General features: G+C 67.3%; 16 protein-coding genes. 8 read left to right on the forward strand and 8 right to left on the reverse strand.

Going from position 1 to position 17,998, the window contains the following annotated elements:
• Positions 1 to 82 precede the first annotated feature (82 nt).
• Positions 83 to 646, forward strand: coding sequence for a Uma2 family endonuclease (locus tag BDD16_RS20130; protein WP_246332624.1), 564 nt, complete (start codon positions 83 to 85; stop codon positions 644 to 646).
• Here BDD16_RS20130 and BDD16_RS20135 read toward each other — a convergent pair.
• Genes BDD16_RS20135 through BDD16_RS20150 form a run of 4 tightly spaced genes read right to left on the reverse strand, consistent with a single transcriptional unit; the run spans position 582 to position 4,884 of the window.
• Positions 582 to 1,043, reverse strand: coding sequence for a PaaI family thioesterase (locus BDD16_RS20135; RefSeq protein ID WP_179635576.1), 462 nt, complete (start codon positions 1,041 to 1,043; stop codon positions 582 to 584). The genes BDD16_RS20130 and BDD16_RS20135 overlap by 65 nt on opposite strands.
• A 19-nt stretch (positions 1,044 to 1,062) precedes the next feature.
• Positions 1,063 to 1,854 (reverse strand): SDR family oxidoreductase, encoded by a 792-nt coding sequence (locus BDD16_RS20140; protein WP_179635577.1) that lies wholly within the window; start codon positions 1,852 to 1,854, stop codon positions 1,063 to 1,065.
• Positions 1,855 to 1,877: 23 nt separating this feature from the next.
• Positions 1,878 to 3,698, reverse strand: coding sequence for an acyl-CoA dehydrogenase (locus BDD16_RS20145; RefSeq protein WP_179635578.1), 1,821 nt, complete (start codon positions 3,696 to 3,698; stop codon positions 1,878 to 1,880).
• Between the two features lie 10 nt (positions 3,699 to 3,708).
• Entirely contained in the window at positions 3,709 to 4,884 is a 1,176-nt protein-coding gene (locus tag BDD16_RS20150) for an acetyl-CoA C-acyltransferase (RefSeq protein WP_179635579.1), read from the reverse strand.
• A 140-nt stretch (positions 4,885 to 5,024) separates the two neighbouring features.
• Here BDD16_RS20150 and BDD16_RS20155 point away from each other — a divergent pair, with 140 nt between their 5' ends.
• The 3 genes from BDD16_RS20155 to BDD16_RS20165 are packed head-to-tail and all read left to right on the forward strand — an operon-like array spanning position 5,025 to position 7,193.
• On the forward strand, positions 5,025 to 5,489 hold the full coding sequence (locus tag BDD16_RS20155; RefSeq protein WP_179635580.1) for a gamma-glutamylcyclotransferase family protein: 465 nt from the start codon (positions 5,025 to 5,027) through the stop codon (positions 5,487 to 5,489).
• Entirely contained in the window at positions 5,486 to 5,650 is a 165-nt protein-coding gene (locus tag BDD16_RS20160; protein WP_179635581.1) for a DUF2256 domain-containing protein, read from the forward strand. Before BDD16_RS20155 ends, BDD16_RS20160 begins: the two co-directional genes overlap by 4 nt.
• Positions 5,643 to 7,193, forward strand: coding sequence for a cryptochrome/photolyase family protein (locus tag BDD16_RS20165; protein ID WP_179635582.1), 1,551 nt, complete (start codon positions 5,643 to 5,645; stop codon positions 7,191 to 7,193). Before BDD16_RS20160 ends, BDD16_RS20165 begins: the two co-directional genes overlap by 8 nt.
• 25 nt (positions 7,194 to 7,218) lie before the next feature.
• On the opposite strand, the gene BDD16_RS20170 is transcribed toward BDD16_RS20165, so the two are convergent.
• The 4 genes from BDD16_RS20170 to BDD16_RS20185 form a co-directional block, all read right to left on the reverse strand.
• On the reverse strand, positions 7,219 to 7,473 hold the full coding sequence (locus tag BDD16_RS20170) for a Txe/YoeB family addiction module toxin (RefSeq protein ID WP_179635583.1): 255 nt from the start codon (positions 7,471 to 7,473) through the stop codon (positions 7,219 to 7,221).
• Positions 7,470 to 7,721, reverse strand: a complete 252-nt coding sequence (locus BDD16_RS20175) for a type II toxin-antitoxin system Phd/YefM family antitoxin (protein ID WP_179635584.1) — start codon at positions 7,719 to 7,721, stop codon at positions 7,470 to 7,472. Before BDD16_RS20175 ends, BDD16_RS20170 begins: the two co-directional genes overlap by 4 nt.
• A 78-nt stretch (positions 7,722 to 7,799) precedes the next feature.
• Complete coding sequence (locus tag BDD16_RS20180; RefSeq protein ID WP_179635585.1) at positions 7,800 to 9,893, reverse strand: 3-hydroxyacyl-CoA dehydrogenase NAD-binding domain-containing protein; 2,094 nt, start codon at positions 9,891 to 9,893, stop codon at positions 7,800 to 7,802.
• A gap of 158 nt (positions 9,894 to 10,051) precedes the next feature.
• Positions 10,052 to 10,837: a GntR family transcriptional regulator gene (locus BDD16_RS20185; RefSeq protein WP_218897888.1), complete on the reverse strand. Its 786-nt coding sequence runs from the start codon at positions 10,835 to 10,837 to the stop codon at positions 10,052 to 10,054.
• 208 nt (positions 10,838 to 11,045) lie between these two features.
• On the opposite strand from BDD16_RS20185, the gene BDD16_RS20190 reads away from it, so the two are divergent.
• The 4 genes from BDD16_RS20190 to BDD16_RS20205 all read left to right on the forward strand — a co-directional run bounded on the left by BDD16_RS20190 (position 11,046) and on the right by BDD16_RS20205 (position 17,985).
• On the forward strand, positions 11,046 to 13,904 hold the full coding sequence (locus BDD16_RS20190) for an FAD-binding and (Fe-S)-binding domain-containing protein (protein WP_179635586.1): 2,859 nt from the start codon (positions 11,046 to 11,048) through the stop codon (positions 13,902 to 13,904).
• A gap of 34 nt (positions 13,905 to 13,938) precedes the next feature.
• Positions 13,939 to 15,633: a lactate permease LctP family transporter gene (locus tag BDD16_RS20195; protein WP_179635587.1), complete on the forward strand. Its 1,695-nt coding sequence runs from the start codon at positions 13,939 to 13,941 to the stop codon at positions 15,631 to 15,633.
• A gap of 144 nt (positions 15,634 to 15,777) precedes the next feature.
• On the forward strand, positions 15,778 to 17,361 hold the full coding sequence (locus BDD16_RS20200; RefSeq protein WP_179635588.1) for an ATP-binding protein: 1,584 nt from the start codon (positions 15,778 to 15,780) through the stop codon (positions 17,359 to 17,361).
• Positions 17,362 to 17,442: 81 nt separating this feature from the next.
• On the forward strand, positions 17,443 to 17,985 hold the full coding sequence (locus BDD16_RS20205; RefSeq protein WP_179635589.1) for a hypothetical protein: 543 nt from the start codon (positions 17,443 to 17,445) through the stop codon (positions 17,983 to 17,985).
• The last annotated feature ends 13 nt before the right edge of the window (positions 17,986 to 17,998 follow it).

Here is a 17,998-nt window from a genome sequence, read left to right on the forward strand (position 1 = left end):
TCTTTCGTCAAGGCAGGATCGGCACGGATAATCCTTGTGCCACCGGAGAAACTGAATGGGACACGCCGCACGACAGCCCGCCATGACCGCCGCCGAGTTCCTCGCATGGGAAGCGGGTCAGGTCGAACGGCATGAATTTGTCAGCGGCGAAGTGTTCGCGATGGCTGGCGCGGGCGCAGGGCATGCGATGGTGGCGGGCAATCTCTACATGGCGTTGCGCCAGCACCTGCGCGGCACGCCATGCCGGACGTTCATGAGCGACATGAAGCTCCACGCGGAAACGTCGGGCAGCTACTTCTATCCGGACGTGTTCGTGACGTGCAGCGCAAGCGACCGCACCAGTCAGCTGGTCATGCGCGAGCCGACGCTGGTGATCGAAGTCCTCTCGCCCGGTACCGCCGCCTATGACCGGGGCGCCAAGTTCGCACACTACCGCCAGATGGCGTCGTTGCAGGAAATCGCGCTGATCGACCTGTCCAGCCGTGGCTGCGATGTGTACCGCCGGCAGGGGGATGGCTTGTGGCTGCTGCATCCGTTCGAGCTGGGTCAAGGGGTGGCGTTCGCGAGCGTGGATCTGCGCATCAGTGCGGAGGATCTGTTTGCAGAGGTGGATGTGGACGATCCTCCCGCCGCTGCAGCGACTTGATCTCCCGCCCGGCAGCCGGCAGGCGCTTCACATACTTGAACGTCCCCGTCGCATGGGCGCAGAGCTGCCCATCCGTGCCATAGACATGCCCCTCGGTGAAGGCCATCGTCGCCGAGCGGTGCAGCAGCTTGCCGATCGCCCGCAGGCGCCCTTCACCGGGGCGGAAGAACGAGGTCTTCATCTCGATCGTGACGGCGCCGCTTTCGTGCTGGACGCTGCGGGCGGCGTGGGCCATCACGACGTCCAGCAGCGTCATCGACAGCCCGCCATGCGCGACGAGGAAGGAGTTCAGCAACTCGGGCTTCAGCTCGACATGGATCTCGGCCTCGCCGCCATCAAAGCGGATCAGCTCGAAACCGAGGTGGTCGACGAAGGGGATGGAAACGGGAAATTGCATCGGGATGACAGGGGCAGGTTCAGCCGCCATGAACGGCACTGACGCCGCCGTCCACCGCCAGGATCTGCCCGGTGATGTGCTTGCCCGCCGTGCTGGCGAAGAGCACGGCAGCGCCCTTGAGGTCGTCATCATCGCCGAGCCGGTTCAGCGGCGCCTTGGCAGCCAGCTTCTCCTCGCCGAAATGGGCCAGCGTGCCACGGGTCATCTTGCTCGGGAAGAAACCCGGCGCGAGCGCGTTGACGGTGATGCCGTGGCGGCCCCACTCGCCGGCCAACGCCCGCGTGAAGTTGACCACCGCGCCCTTGCTGGTGTTGTAGGCGATCGTGGTCATGATCCCGCTGTTGCCCGAGAGGCCCGCGATCGACGCCACGTTGATGATCCGCCCGGCGTGGCGCGGGATCATGCAGCGCTTGCCCACCGCCTGGCTGATCAGGAACACGGCGCGCACGTTCAGGTCCATCACCTTGTCCCACGCCTCGACCGGGTGATCCTCGGCCGGCGCGCCCCAGGTGGCGCCCGCGTTGTTGACGAGGATGTCGATGTCGCCCAGGCGCTCGACGGTGTCGTCCACGATCTTGGCCACACCGTCCGCCGTGCTTGCATCGGCGGCGACCCAGCGGGCGTCGATGCCGCGGGCCTGCAACTGCGCGACGGCGGCTTCGAGTTCGCCGGCCTTGCGGGCGGTGAGCATGACCTTGGCGCCCGCGTCACCGAGCGCTTCGGCGATCTGCAGGCCCAGCCCGCGCGAGCCACCGGTGACCAGCGCGACGCGGCCCGTCAGGTCGAAGAGTTGCGAAATCGGGGTGCCCATGGGGTTTCCTTGGTCAAAACCAGTCAGAACCAATCGTCCTGCACCGTGCGGCAGGTGTCATCGCGTGTGCGGACCACGGCCAGCCATGCATCGATGCGCGGCAGCTCGTGGCGAAAGAAATAGCGGCCGGCGGCGAGTCGCCCCTGTCCCGCGGGCGTCGCCGGATCGACCGACAGCGCCACATCGAGCCAGATCCACGCCAGCACGACATGCCCGAAGGCCTGCAGATACGGCACGGCGTTGGCCAGCGCCTCCTCGGGCACGCCCGTGGACCACGCCGCCTTGGTCGCGGCACCGATCTGCTGCAGTGCCGCGGCCAGCGCCGTCGCCTGCGGATGCAAGTCGGCGTGCGGCGAGGCGCGTTCGATGGTGCCGTTGATGCGCTGCGCCAAGGCGAGCAGGCCCGCCCCGCCGTCCATCACCACCTTGCGCCCCAGCAAGTCCAGCGCCTGGATGCCGTGCGTGCCCTCGTGGATCATGTTCAGGCGGTTGTCGCGCCAGTACTGCTCCACCGGATAGTCGCGGGTGTAGCCGTAACCGCCGTGGACCTGGATCGCCAGGCTGTTCGCCTCCAGACACCACTCGCTCGGCCAGCTCTTGGCGATCGGCGTGAGCATCTCCAGCAGCAGCGCGGCGTCCTTCGCCGCCTGCGCATCGCCGGTGTGCTGCTCGTCGACCAGCCGCGCGCAATACAGTTCGAGCGCGAGGCCACCTTCGACATAGCTCTTCTGCGCGAGCAGCATCCGCTTCACGTCGGCGTGGCGAATGATCGGGATCTGCGGCTGGCTCGGATCCTTGCCGCCGGGGCCAATCGGGCGGCCCTGCGGACGGCCGCGGGCGTAATCGAGGCTGGCCTCGTAGCCGGCATAGCCCAGCATCACCGCGCCGAGGCCGACCGCGATCCGCGCCTCGTTCATCATGTGGAACATGCAGCGCAGGCCGTCGCCTGGCTTGCCGACGAGGTAGCCGATGGCGCCGGCCGCGCCGCGCACCGGGTACTTGCCCTCGCCGAAGTTCAGCAGCGTGTTCGGGATGCCACGGTAGCCGAGCTTGTGGTTCAGCCCGGCGAGTGCCACATCATTACGCTCTCCGGTCAAATCTCCGTCAAGATCGACCAATCGTTTCGGAACGATGAACAGCGAGATGCCCCGTGCACCGGGCACCAGCTTGCCGTCCGGGCCGGGAATCTTGGCCAGCACGAGGTGGACGATGTTCTCGGCCAGTTCGTGCTCGCCGTTGCTGATCCACATCTTGTGGCCGCGCAGGCGGAAACGCGGGCCGAGCGGGTCGCTGGCGCTGTCGTCCCCATCCGGCTCGGCGCGGGTGAGGATGTCGGACAGGCTCGATCCGGCCTGCGGCTCGCTCAGGCACATGGTCCCGAAGAAGCGCCCGCTGAACTCCTGGTGGGCGAAGACACGGCACTGCGCCTCGGTGCCGTGGGCCATCAGCAGATTGGCGTTGCCGCTGGTCAGCATGTGGCCACCGAGGCCGATGCCCGCCTTCGCGAAGAAGCTGTTGGCCGCCATCTCGATGACGCAGGGCAACTGCATCCCGCCCAGGTCGTAGTCCTGCGCCGCCGCGAGCATGCCGGAGGCCACGTAGGCGTCGCTGGCGGCCCGTGTGCTCTCGGGCAGGTGGACACATTCGCCGTCGAAATGCGGCTCCTGCACATCGGCCGTCCGGTTGGCCGGGGCGAACTTCTCGCGGGCGATGCGCTCGCAGGTGTCGAGCACGGCGGCGAAGGTCTCCCGGCTGTGGTCGGCGAAGCGCGGACGCGTGGTCAGCGATGCAACCCCCAGCCAGTCGTGCAACAGGAAATCGAGGTTCTGGCGCAGGCCGCTCATCGCACCGTTCTCACAGCACTTCGAAGACGCCCGCCGCGCCCATGCCGCCGCCGATGCACATCGTCACGCAGACGTACTTGGCGCCGCGGCGCTTGCCTTCGATCAGTGCGTGGCCGGTCAGGCGCTGGCCGCTCATGCCGTAGGGGTGGCCGACCGCGATGGCGCCGCCGTTGACGTTCAGCCGGTCCATCGGGATGCCGAGCTTGTCGGCGCAGTACAGCACCTGCACGGCGAAGGCCTCGTTCAGCTCCCACAGGCCGATGTCGTCCACCGTCAGGCCGAGCCGCGCCAGCACCTTCGGCACCGCGTAGACCGGGCCGATGCCCATCTCGTCCGGCTCGCAACCCCCGACCGCGAAGCCGAGAAAACGCCCCAGCGGCTGCAGGCCGTGGCGCTCGGCGTAGCGTTCGTCCACCACGACGCAGGCACCCGCGCCGTCGCTGAACTGGCTCGCATTGCCCGCGGTGACCACGCCACCCGGCATGGCAGAACGGATGCCGCTGACAGAGGCATAGGTCGTGCCTTCGCGCAGGCCCTCGTCGGCGCTGACGGTGACCTGCTTCGTGCGCAGGCCCAGCACCTTGTCGGCCACGCCCGCGGTCACGGTGATCGGCACGATCTCGTCGGCGAACTTGCCGGCGGCCTGTGCGGCGCAGGCCTTCTGCTGGCTCTCGGCGCCGAACTGGTCCATGCGCTCGCGGGACATGCCGTAGCGCTTGGCCACGTTCTCGGCAGTCTGCAGCATCGGCCAGTAGATCTCCGGCTTGTGCTGCTGCAGCCAGGAGTCGATGAACATGTGCTGGTTCATCTCCTGCTGCACGCAGGAAATGCTTTCCACGCCACCGGCCACGTAGACCTCGCCCTCGCCCGCGATGATGCGCTGGGCGGCCAGCGCGATCGTCTGCAGGCCGCTGGAGCAGAAGCGGTTGACGGTCATGCCCGACACGCCGATGGGCAGGCCGGCGCGCAGCGCGATCTGGCGGGCGATGTTCCAGCCCGTGGCGCCTTCGGGGTTGGCACAGCCCATGATCACGTCCTCGATCACGCCGGGGTCAATGCCCGCGCGCTGGACGGCCGCCGCGACGGCGTGGCCGCCGAGCGTGGCGCCATGGGTCATGTTGAACGCGCCCTTCCAGCTCTTGGCCAGCGGGGTGCGTGCGGTGGAAACGATCACGGCATTGGTCATGGGGGCAAGCTCCGGGGTGCGTCAGTTCGCACGCAGTCTAGGTCGACCGCCCGATGGCGGCCTGTCGTTTCGGAGACAGGAACGCGGGGGCACAATCGGCGCCTTCGTGTCCCGCTGTCCGCAAGCCGCTCCCGCCCGCCATGCCCGTCCTCCTGTTCGTCTACGGCACCCTGAAAGAGGGCTTCCCCAACCACGGCCTCAACCAGGGCCAGCGAGTAGCCGGCACCTTCCGGACCCGCGAGCGCTTCCCGCTGTACGTCGTCCGGCTGCCGCACGAGGACCGCGCGCCGTGGCTCGTCCACCGGCCCGGTGAAGGCCACCAGGTCACGGGCGAGGTCTACGAAGTCGACGCCGCCGCGCTGCCCGCGATGGACGCCTTCGAGGAAGTCGGCCAACCGACTGGCTACCTGCGCGTCGAGATCGAACTCGACGCCGGCCCCGGACACGCTGCACCGCTGCGGGCGCAGGCGTACATGAAGGCCGCCGACCAGCTGCCCGCGTGCATGGAACACGAAGGCCCGTTCCCCACCTACACGCTGGCGCTGGCGGCCGGCTATTACCTGGATCACCCCGCGACGACGGGCCTTGCGGCTCCATCGCCATGAGCACGCCTTCCAGCTTCCGCGGCAACAAGGCCGCCTTGCCCAGCAAGGTCTGCGTGGTCTGTGGCCGCGTCATGACCTGGCGCCGCAGCTGGGCCAAGAACTGGGCCGAGGTGAAGTACTGCAGCGACGCCTGCCGGCGCCTGAAGGCCCACCGTGGCTGAGCTGCGCACGCTGGTGATCGTGCTGGGCGACCAGCTCGACCTCGACGCTTCGGCCTTCGATGGCTTCGATCCCCGGACGGACACAGTGTGGATGGCCGAGGTGGCCGAGGAATCCACCCATGTCTGGTCGAGCCAGCCCCGCACGGCGATGTTCCTGGCTGCGATGCGTCACTTCGCGCTGGCCTTGCAGGGCGCCGGCCGTCCCTTGCGTTACATGCGGCTGGACGCACCCGACAACCAGGGCAGTCTCGCAGCACAACTACACGCCGACATCGTGCGCCTGCGCCCCGCCCGACTGGTGATGACGGCCCCGGGCGACTGGCGTGTGCTGAAAGCGATCCAGGGTGTGGCGCAGACCTGCGCGCTGCCGCTGGACATCCGCGACGACCGCCACTTCTACACCACCGTGCGCGAGTTCGCAGCCCACGCCCGGGGCCGCAAGTCGCTGCGCATGGAGTATTTCTACCGCGAGCAACGCAAGCGCCACCGCGTGCTGATGGACCCGCAGGACGACGCCCAGCCGCTCGGTGGACAGTGGAACTTCGATGCGGACAACCGCGAGGCATTCGGTGCCGCCGGCCCGGGCATGGTGCCGCCGCGCAGCATGTTCGCGCCGGATGCCGTGACGCGCGAAGTGCTCGAACTCGTGGCGCAGCGCTTCGCCAGCCACCCGGGCAGCCTGGCGCAGTTCGCCTGGCCAGTGACCCGCGCGCAGGCCCTGCAGGCGTTGCACACCTTTGTGGACGAGCGCCTGTCGCTGTTCGGCCGCTACCAGGACGCGATGTGGCCAGGCAACCCGTGGCTCTACCACGCACACCTGTCGGCCGCGCTGAACCTGAAGCTGCTGAACCCGCGCGAGGTGGTCGAGGCGGCCGTGGCGGCGCACGACGCGGGACGTGCGCCCTTGTCCAGCGTGGAAGGCTTCGTGCGCCAGATCCTCGGCTGGCGCGAATATGTGCGCGGGATCTACTGGACGCAGATGCCCGGCTACCTGAGCCGCAACATGCTCGGCGCCACCGCGGACCTGCCGGGCTGGTACTGGACCGGCGACACCGACATGGCCTGCCTGCGCGACGCCCTCACGCAGACCCTGACCCACGGCTACGCCAACCACATCCAGCGTCTGATGGTCACGGGCCTGTATGCGCTGATGTTCGGCGTCGAGCCGCAGCAGGTCCACGCCTGGTACCTGTCGGTGTATGTGGACGCGGTGGAATGGGTCGAACTGCCGAACACGCTGGGCATGGGCCAGTACGCGGACGGTGGGCTGATGGGCAGCAAGCCGTACATCGCCACCGGCAAGTACATCGAGCGCATGAGCCCGCACTGCCAAGGCTGCCGCTACGACCCGGCGCAGCGCACGGGCGACCGCGCCTGCCCCTTCACCACGCTGTACTGGGACTTCCTGATGCGCCACGAGACGCTGCTGGCGAAGAACCCGCGCATGGCGCTGCAGGTGAAGAACCTCGCGCGGCTGGACGACGCCCAGCGCCAGAGCGTCGTCGACCGGGCGGATGCGATCCGCCGCGGGGCGGTCAGCTGAAGGTCTGGTCGATCGCTCCGATCGCTCAATAGTGATACCGCAGTTGCGCAATCAACAGCGCCTCGCCTTCCACCTTGTAGACCATCCGGTGTTCATCCGTGAGGCGCCGCGACCAGTATCCCGCCAGCGCATGTTTCAGCGGCTCCGGTTTCCCGATCCCGGAAAACGGCTCGCGCTGGACTTCCTTGATCAGCTTGTTGATGCGCTCGACCATGCGCTTGTCCTGCCGCTGCCAGAAGAGGTAGTCCTCCCATGCGGCATCCGCAAAGATCAGCTTCATTCGGCCAGCGTCCGCTCGGTGCCACCGCCCGCGCCGAGTTGCTCGATGGCACCCATCAGGCGCTTCGCGTTCGCCGGGCTGCGCAGCAGGTAGGCCGTTTCTTCGAGTGCCGTGAAGTCCTCCAGCGACAGCATCACCACGGACTGCTGGCCGTTGCGCGTGATGATCAACGGCTCATGGTCGTTGCACACGCGGTCCATGGTGGTGGCCAGGTTGGCGCGTGCGGAAGAGTAGGAAATGGCGTCCATGGAATACGGCCCCAATCAGTGGTACGTTAAATTGTACAACCACTGAAAGGAGCCGTGGTCTGACGGCCCGACCGCCGCTCAGCTGAAGGTCTTGCCTTCGGCCACGAGCCGCGCCAGCAGCGGCGCTGGCTGCCAGAACTCGGCGTCGTCATGCGGATTGCGGGCGAAGCGCTTCATGTCCTCGACCACGTTGAACAGCCCCTGCGTGTCGGCGTAGCACATCGGACCGCCCCGGTGCAGCGGGAAGCCGTAGCCGGTCAGGTAGACCATGTCGATGTCGCTGGCCTTGCTGGCGATGCCCTCTTCCAGGATCTTCGCCGCCTCGTTGACCAGCGAATACACCAGCCGGTGGACGATTTCCTCGTCGCTGATCTTGCGCGGCGTGATGCCCAGCGCGGTGCGGTGGTCGGCGATCATCTGCTCGACCAGCGCGCTCGGGATCGCGTTGCGCTGGCCCGGCACGTAGTCATACCAGCCCGCGCCCGTCTTCTGCCCGTAGCGGCCGAGTTCGCACAGCAGGTCGGCCGTCTTGCTGTAACGCATGTTCGGCTTCTCCTGGTAGCGGCGCTTGCGGATGAACCAGCCGATGTCGTTGCCGGCCAGATCGCCCATGCGGAACGGCCCCATCGCGAAGCCGAACTTCTCGACCGCCCGGTCCACCTGCTGCGGCGTGCAGCCCTCTTCCAGCAGGAAGCCGGCCTGGCGGCTGTACTGCTCGATCATCCGGTTGCCGATGAAGCCATCGCACACGCCCGAGACCACGCAGGTCTTCTTGATCTTCTTGCCCAGCGCCATCACGGTGGCCAGCACGTCCTTGGCCGTGGCCGCGCCGCGCACCACTTCGAGCAGCTTCATCACGTTGGCGGGGCTGAAGAAGTGCGTGCCGACCACGTCCTGCGGGCGCTTGGTGAAGCTGGCGATCTTGTCCACGTCCAGCGTCGAGGTGTTGGACGCCAGGATCGCGCCCGGCTTCATCACCGCGTCGAGCTGCTCGAAGACGGCGCGCTTGACCTCGATGTCCTCGAACACCGCCTCGATCACCATGTCCGCGTCACCGATCTCGGCGTAGTGCAGCGTGGTGGTCAGCAGGGCCATGCGCTGCTCGTACTTGTCCTGCTTGAGCTTGCCCTTCTTGACCTGCGCCTCGTAGTTCTTGCGGATGGTGGCCACGCCACGGTCCAGCGCCTCCTGCTTCATCTCCAGCATCACCACCGGGATGCCAGCGTTGAGGAAGTTCATGCTGATGCCACCGCCCATCGTGCCGGCGCCGATCACGGCGATCTTGGCGATCGGCCGCTGCGGCGTGTTCTCGGGCACATCGGGGATCTTGCTGGCGGCGCGTTCAGCGAAGAAGGCGTGGCGCAGCGCCTTGCACTCGGGCGTCATCATCAGCGCAACGAAGGCTTCGCGCTCGTAGACCATGCCGGCGTCGAACTTGGCCTTGACCGCCTGCTCGACACAGTCGACACAGCGGGCCGGCGCGGGGAAGTTCTTCGCCATCGCCTTGGCGGTGTTGCGGGCGAACTGGAAGTAGGCGTCGGATTCGGGGTGCGTCGCCTTCAGGTTGCGCACCAGCGGCAGCGGGCGCACGGCGGCGACCTCCTCGGCGAAGGCCAGCGCGCCGGCCAGCAGGTCGCCGTCGATCATGCGGTCGATCAGCTTCTGGCCCGGCACCTGGGCCAGGACTTCGCTCTTCACCGGGTCGCCGGAGACGATCATGTTCAGCGCAGTTTCCACGCCAAGGGCGCGCGGCAGGCGCTGCGTGCCGCCCGCGCCGGGGACGAGGCCGATCTTCACTTCCGGCAGCGCGATGCTGGCGCCCGGTGCGGACACGCGGTAATGGCAGCCCAGCGACAGCTCCAGCCCGCCGCCCATGCAGACGCTGTGGATCGCGGCGATGGTCGGCTTGCTGCAGTTCTCCAGCAGGCGGATCAGGCTGAGCAGGTTCGGCTCGGCGATGGCCTTGGGCGAGCCGAACTCCTTGATGTCGGCGCCGCCGGAAAACGCCTTGCCGGCGCCGGTGATGACGATGGCGGTGACGGCTGGATCGGCGTCCGCGGCCTGCACATGGGCGGCGAAAGCGCGGCGCGTGTCGTAGCCGAGGCCGTTGACGGGCGGGTTGTCGAGCATGATGACGGCGACGGCGCCGTGGCGGGTGGATGTGGCAGTCATGGGGTTCGGGTCTCCTGCGCTAGCGGGCGGCCCGACCGGGGGGAGCGAGTGCGCCGGGCCATGCGGCGCAGTCTAGGAGAGGCGGGAGGTGTGGTCCTGTCTTTTTGGAGACAAGCTGCGGGGAACTCCGTAGCGGGGTCCGGCCCCCGCCGCCCGCCTCAGACCGCGCTGCGACGCAAGGAGCGCTCGCGCCGCACCGACGCCTCGCGCAGCGCGGTCAGCGTCTGGTCGACGAAGTCGATGTGGGCTTCGGCGGCGGCGCGCGCAGCCGCACCCTGGCGGCCCTTCACCGCCAGCCAGACGGCGCGGTGCTGGTCCAGCAACTGCCCCGACACCGTGCCGACTGCGAACAGGTTGGCGATGTTGTCGTGCACATGCGTCTGCAGCATGGTCAGCAGGCTGTTGCTGAGGTGGGTGAACAGGGCGTTGTGGGCGGCATCGGCCAGCGCCTGGTGGAACTGCACGTCCACCTCGGAGGTCAGGTCGAGCTGGCCCTGCTGGTGGGCCACCTCCAGCTGCGCGAACAGGACGCCGATGCGGTCGAGATCGGCCTCGGTGGCGCGCTCGGCGGCCATCTGGGCCACCGTGCCTTCGAGCATGCGGCGGAACTCCAGCACGTCCCGGTGCAGCTCCGGATGGGTGCCCAGCATCTCCTTCCACGGATCAGCGAAGCCGCTGTCGAGCCGACTGGTCACGTAGGTGCCCCCGCCCTGGCGAGCGCTGACCAGGCCGCGCGCGGTCAGTTTCTGAATCGCCTCGCGCAGCGAGGGCCGCGACACCCCCAGCTGCTCGGCCAGTTGCCGCTCCGGCGGCAGCCGGTCACCCGACTTGAAGGAGCCTTCCAACATAAGGGTTTCGAGGCGCTGGACGATCTGGTCCGACAGGCGGGTGACGTTCAGCGGCTTGATGGCAACAGCGTTCAGGTCCGGCATGGGGGCAGTCAAGCAAGGCTCCAGATTGGTCTGACCAATGATAACCGCTGCCAGATTGGCGCTCAAGAACCTCAATTATTGGTCTTACCAATTACACAAAAAGCCCAATATTAGGGTAAATACTGATCCAAAGCGCGTTGACTGGCGTTGATTTGGCCCATAAATTCGCGCCCCAGTCGTTCAATTATTGGACTGACCAATTTCCAATCAAGCCAAACCGATGTCTCCGCAGCACCAAGCCTTTCTGCTGGCGATCCGCCAGCACCTTCCGGACGAGCGACTCGTCACCGATCCGCTGCGCACCTTGGCGTACGGCACCGACGGCAGCTTCTACCGGCTGGTGCCGCAGATCGTGGTGCTGGCGCGCAGCGAAGCCGAGGTCGCCGCCGTGCTGGCCGCGGCGCACGCGCACCGCGTGCCGGTCACGCTGCGGGCCGCGGGCACCAGCCTGTCGGGCCAGGCCGTGAGCGATTCGGTGCTGGTGGTGATCGGCGAGGGCTGGACGGGCATCGAGGTGCTGGACGGTGGCGAACACATCCGCCTGCAGCCCGGCGTGATCGGTCAGCACGCCAACGACGCGCTGCGCCGCCACGGCCGCAAGATCGGCCCGGACCCGGCCTCGATCGCGACGGCGCGCATCGGCGGCATGGCCGCCAACAACAGCTCCGGCATGTGCTGCGGCACGGCCCAGAACGGCTACCACACGCTGGCCGCACTGCGCGTGATGCTGCGCGACGGCACCGTGCTCGACACCGCCGACATCGACAGCGTGGCCGCCTTCCGGCGCTCGCACGCCGGGCTGCTCGCCAGCCTCGCCGTGCTGTCCGACCGCATCCGCAGCCAGCCGGCGCTGGAAGCCAAGGTGCGCCGCAAGTACCGGCTGAAGAACACCACCGGCTACGGCATCAATGCGCTGCTGGACTTCGTCGATCCCGTCGACATGCTGGCGCACCTGATGATCGGCTCCGAAGGCACGCTGGGCTTCATCGCCAGCATCACCTACCGCACGGTGCCGGACCACCCGCACAAGGCCTCGTGCCTGGTGCTGTTCAGCGAGCTGGAAGCCTGCTGCCGCGCCGTCACCGCGCTCAAGGACGGCGGCGCGGTCGACGCCGTGGAGCTGGTGGACCGCCGCTCCATCCTGGCCATCCAGGGCAAGAAGGGCCTGCCCGCCTTCCTGTACGGCGCGCCCGCGCCCAGCGCCGCCGCCCTGCTGATCGAGACCCGCGGCGCCGACGCGGCCGAGCTGGCGGTGCGCTGCCAGGCCATCGGCGCCACGCTGGCCCCGTTCGCGCCCGCCGCCGACAGCGGCTTCTCCACCGACGCTGCGGTCTGCGACACCTACTGGGCCGTGCGCAAGGGGCTCTTCCCCGCTGTGGGCGCACAGCGTGCGGTCGGCACCACCTGCGTCATCGAGGACGTGGCCTTCCCCGTCGAGCGGCTGGCCGAAGGCGTGATGCGCCTGACCGCGCTGTTCGACCGCCACGGCTACGACGAGGCGCTGATCTTCGGCCATGCGCTGGAAGGCAACCTGCACTTCGTCTTCGCCCCCGGCTTCGACAGCGCGGCCGAGGTGCAGCGCTACAGCGACTTCATGGACGCCGTGAGCCAGCTCGTGGCCGTCGAATTCGGCGGCTCGCTCAAGGCCGAGCACGGCACCGGGCGCAACGTCGCCCCCTTCGTGCGCATGGAGTGGGGCGACGAGGCCTACGCGGTGATGTGCGAGATCAAGGCGCTGTTCGACCCGGACGGCCTGCTCAACCCGGACGTCATCATCAGCGGCGACCCGCGGATCCACTTGAAGGATCTGAAGGCCATGCCGGCAGCCGATCCGCTGGTGGACCGCTGCATCGAGTGCGGCTTCTGCGAGCCGGCTTGCCCGTCCAGCGGCCTGTCGCTCACGCCGCGCCAGCGCATCGTCGCGTGGCGGCGCATCCAACAGCTGCGCCGCGACGGCAGCGACCCGCAGACGCTGGCCCGCCTGGAAGCCGACTACGGCTGGGCCGGGCTCGACACCTGTGCGGCCACCGGCATGTGCGCCACCCGCTGCCCCGTCGGCATCAACACCGGCGACCTCGTGCGCAAGCTACGCGGCGAGGCCCGGCACCCGGGTGTGGCCAACGCGGTGGAAGCCCACCTCGGCGCCGTGCTCGGCACGGCCCGCGCCGGGCTGGGCGTGCTCCGGCTGGCGCGCGGCGTGCTGGGCGCATCGGCGACCCAGTCGGTCAACGAAGCGCTGCACCGGGTGATTCCGGTGCTGCCGGTGGCGCCGTCGGCCACGCCGGCTGCGGCCGCGCCGCTGCCGGTCACACCCACAGCCCCCACCGACCCCAGCACATCGGTCGTCTACTTCGCCTCCTGCGTCAACCGCGTCTTCGCGGAAGGCGGCGCCGAGGCCCGCACGCCGCTGGCCGCTTCCGCGCTGCGCCTGCTGGCCAAGGCGGGGCTGTCGCCCGTCCTGCTGGCGGCGCAGGACGACCTGTGCTGCGGCCAGCCCTTCGAGAGCCAGGGCGCGCACGCAGCGGCCGACCGGGCGCTGGACCGCACCGGCCAGGCGCTGCTGGCCGCCAGCGACGGCGGACGCCTGCCGGTCTACCTCGACAACGCCCCCTGCGCGCTGCGCCTGATCGAGGCCCAGCGCGCCGGCCGGCTCGACCACCGGCTGCAGCTGCACGACGCGGTGGGCTTCCTGGCCGATGTCGTGGCACCACGTCTGGAAATCCGGGTGCAGCTCGACCAGCTCGCCGTGCACGTGCCCTGCAGCACCAGCAAGCTCGGCACCGGCGGCAAGCTGGTGGCGCTGGCACAGCGCTGCGCCAGCGAGATCACGGTGCCCGACATCGCCTGCTGCGGCTTCGCCGGTGACAAGGGCTTCCGCCTGCCCGAACTCAACGCCAACAGCCTGCGGCGCCTGAAGCCCCTGCTGCCCGCCGGCTGTGCCAGCGGCGTGTCCTGCAGCCGCACCTGCCAGATCGGTCTGAGCAGCCACGCCGGCATCCCCTACCAGAGCCTCGAAGCCCTGCTCGACGCCTGCGCCGAACCCGCACGCGCCCCGGCTCCCGTGCCTCCGCATCCCTGAACACCACTCTGAACGCCCTGGAGCAATCCGACCCATGTCCACCTGGCTACAAACCTACGACCCGCTCGGCAACCTCGCGTTGTCGGCCCTGGTCGCCGTCATCCCCGTCGTCTTCTTCTTCGTGGCCCTCGCGGTGCTGCGCATGAAGGGGCACATCGCCGGGACCATCACCGTCGTGCTCTCGCTCGGCATCGCCATCCTGTTCTACGGCATGCCGGCGGACATGGCGCTGGCCTCGGCCGGCTACGGCTTCGTCTACGGCCTGTGGCCGATCGCCTGGATCATCGTCTGCTCGGTGTTCCTCTACAAGGTCACGGTCAAGACCGGGCAGTTCGACGTCATCCGCGCATCGATCCTGTCGATCACCGACGACCAGCGCCTGCAGATGCTGCTGGTGGGCTTCGCCTTCGGCGCCTTCCTGGAAGGCGCGGCGGGCTTCGGCGCGCCGGTGGCCATCACGGCCGCACTGCTGGTCGGGCTGGGCTTCAACCCGCTCTACGCGGCCGGTCTGTGCCTGATCGCCAACACCGCCCCGGTGGCCTTCGGCGCCATGGGCATTCCCATCCTGGTCGCTGGCAAGGTCACCGGCATCGACCCCTTCCTGATCGGCAAGATGGCCGGCCACCAGCTGCCGCTGCTGTCGCTGTTCGTGCCGTTCTGGCTGGTGTTCATGATGAACGGCTTCAAGGGCGTGAAGGACACCTGGCCGGCCGTGCTGGTCGCCGGTGGCAGCTTCGCGGTGACGCAGTACTTCACCGCCAGCCACCTCGGCCCTGAACTGCCGGACATCACCTCGGCGCTCGTCAGCCTGGTCTGCCTGACGCTGTTCCTGAAGGTGTGGCACCCGAAGGAAATCTTCCGGTTCGCAACCCCGGGCGGCGTGGGCGCCTCCGCGGTAGCCGGTGCAGGCCTGACCGCCGATTGGAACGGCCAGCGGCGCGCCAGCGGCTACAGCGCCGCCCAGATCGCCAAGGCATGGTCGCCGTTCGTGATCCTGACCGTGCTGGTCACGGTCTGGAGCCTCAAGCCCTTCAAGATGCTGTTCGACAAGGGCGGCCCGCTGGCCGGCCTCGTCCTCAAGTTCGAAGTGCCGCACCTGCACAACCTGGTGATCAAGACCACCCCGATCGTCACCGCCGACAAGGCCTACGAGGCGATCTACAAGCTGGACCTGGTCTCGGCCACCGGCACGGCCATCCTGCTGTCGGCGCTGATCTCGATGGTCATCCTGCGCATGAAGCCGGCCGACGGCCTGCGCGCCTTCGGCGAGGTGCTCAACGACCTGAAGCGTCCGATCTACTCGATCGGCATGGTGCTGGCCTTTGCCTTCGTGGCCAACTATTCCGGCCTGTCCTCGACGCTGGCGCTGGTACTGGCCGGCACGGGCTCGGCCTTCCCGTTCTTCTCGCCGTTCCTGGGCTGGCTGGGCGTGTTCCTGACCGGCTCCGACACCTCGGCCAACGCGCTGTTCGGCTCGCTGCAGGCGACCACCGCGCACCAGATCGGCGTGAGCGACACGCTGCTGGTGGCTGCCAACACGACCGGCGGCGTGACCGGCAAGATGATCTCGCCGCAGTCGATCGCGGTGGCCTGTGCCGCGGTGGGGCTGGTGGGCAAGGAGTCGGACCTGTTCCGCTTCACGCTCAAGCACAGCCTGTTCTTCGCGACCATCGTGGGCGTGATCACTTATGTGCAGGCGTACTACCTCGTCGGCATGATCCCGCATTGATCCAGGCCGGGCGATGACGCCCGGTGGCTGTCTGCGGGCGCGATGTCGTCGCGCCCGCTCCGCGCCCTCTTGCGTCCACGCCAATGGACGGGAGGGCGCATTCCATTGGAGGACGCAGGGGCACCGAAAAACTACACTGCGCCCATGAGTCCAGCCGCTGCCGCCCTGCCACGCCGTCGCCTGCCGATCGGCATCCAGACCTTCGCCGATCTGCGCGACACGGGCTGCTATTACGTGGACAAGACGGGGCTGGCGATCGACCTGATCGAGTCGTCTGGCAAAGCGTTTTTCCTGAGTCGGCCGCGGCGTTTTGGCAAGAGCCTGCTGGTGGACACGTTCAAGGAACTGTTCGAGGGCAACCGGGCGCTGTTCGGCGGGCTGGCGGCCGAGACGCGCTGGGACTGGTCGAAGCGGCATCCGGTGATCCGCATCAGCTTCGGTGGCGGCGTGCTGCGCAAAGGGGGCGATCTGGACCAGCACATCGCCGAACTGATCGACGAGCACGCCAACCGACTGGGTCTGACGCTGCACAACCAGAGCCTGAGCGGGCGCTTCAAGGATCTGATCCGACTCGCGCACGAGCAAGCAGGCGCCAGCGTCGTCGTGCTGGTCGATGAATACGACAAGCCGATCCTCGACAACCTGACCGAGCCGGCCATTGCCCGCGAGATGCGCGACGGGCTGCGCAACCTGTACTCGGTGCTCAAGGACATGGACGCGCACCTGCGGTTCGTGTTCCTCACGGGCGTGTCGAAGTTCAGCAAGGTCAGCCTGTTCTCCGGGCTGAATCACCTCGTGGACATCACGCTCGATCCGCCCTTCAGCGCGCTGTGCGGCTACACGGACGAGGACATGGACACCGTGTTCGCGCCGGAGCTGCCGGGGCTGGACCGGGAGGAAATCCGGCGCTGGTACAACGGCTACAACTGGGGCGGGACCAGCGTCTACAACCCGTTCGACGCGCTGCTGCTGTTCCGAAACCGGCGCTTCAAGCCCTACTGGTTCGAGACGGGCACGCCGACCTTCCTGGTCGATCTGCTGGCCGAGCGGCGCATGTTCACGCCGGACCTGGGGCGGCTGGTGACGAGCGAAACGCTGCTGTCCACCTTCGACGTGGACGCGATGACGGCGGAGGCGCTGCTGTTCCAGACCGGCTACCTGACCATCGCCGAGACGCACGAGATTCCGGGGCGCACCGAGTACACGCTGAAATACCCGAACATGGAGGTGCAGGCGAGCCTGAACGACAGCCTGCTCAAGCGGTTTGTGGGCGATCTTTCGGCGCCGGAGCCGCAGATCAGCCGGTTATGGCGCGTGTTGCAGGCGGGTGATCCGCTGGCGCTGAAAGACCTGTTCCACGCCTTCTTTGCGAGCATCCCGAACGACTGGTACCGCAACAACCCGATCGCGCAGTTCGAGGGTTACTGGGCCAGCATCTTCTACAGCCACTTCGCCGCGCTCGGGCTGGACATCCGGGTCGAGGACACGACGAACAAGGGGCGCATCGACATGGCGGTGCTGGCCTGCGGGGTGGTGTGGCTGTTCGAGTTCAAGGTGGTGGAACTCGTGCCTCAGGGGCGGGCGTTGCAGCAACTGAAGGATCGGGGGTATGGCGAGAAATACGCGGGGCGGGGGGAGCCGGTGTATCTGATTGGGGTGGAGTTCAGTCGGCAAGATCGGAATATCGTGGGGTTTGAGGTGGAATATGCAGTCGAAGCCAGACGTTGATCCGACATCGCGAGTGAACCTGAGCATGGACATCCATCTGCTTCTATCAGTCTCGCAGTTTTCCGCAGGTCAGCGTTAGCAGTGAACGACCCTGCCCCTTCAGAGGGAAGTCACTTTCATTCATTTGGTATTTCTATGCGTATTTCAAAGTCATCTAAAACCGAGAGCGTTGCGGGCAGTTTTGTGACAGAAATTGCCCTTACTGCCGTTGGTGCTGCTGCTGGAGGAGTGCTCGCACCGCTACTTCCGGTGCTCGCCAAGTCACTTGCATCGGAGCGCCAAAGAAAGCGAGTCGAGGTTGCACTGGAAGAAATCGCATCTACGCTCAACAACCACGAAGAAAAAATCAAGACCCTATCGGATGAGCAGTACAAGCTAATCAACGAGACAGTTCTAACCATTCTACAGACAACCCAAGCCGATAAACTAAAGTACCTACGCGATTTTGTTGAAAACACGTTGAATGAGTCTGAGATGCTGCCGCAAGAGGCGTGCGTCCTATCAAGGATAATTCGAGATATCTCTGCCGAAGAAATCGAGTTCTTGCTAATTGCGTATCGGTATACTGGTTTGGCACTCACTAATATTCCTCAGCCATCTGAAATTGCGGAAGATAACTCCTGATTAGCAATGATCC

The organism is Sphaerotilus montanus (assembly GCF_013410775.1).
GTDB lineage: Bacteria > Pseudomonadota > Gammaproteobacteria > Burkholderiales > Burkholderiaceae_C > Sphaerotilus > Sphaerotilus montanus.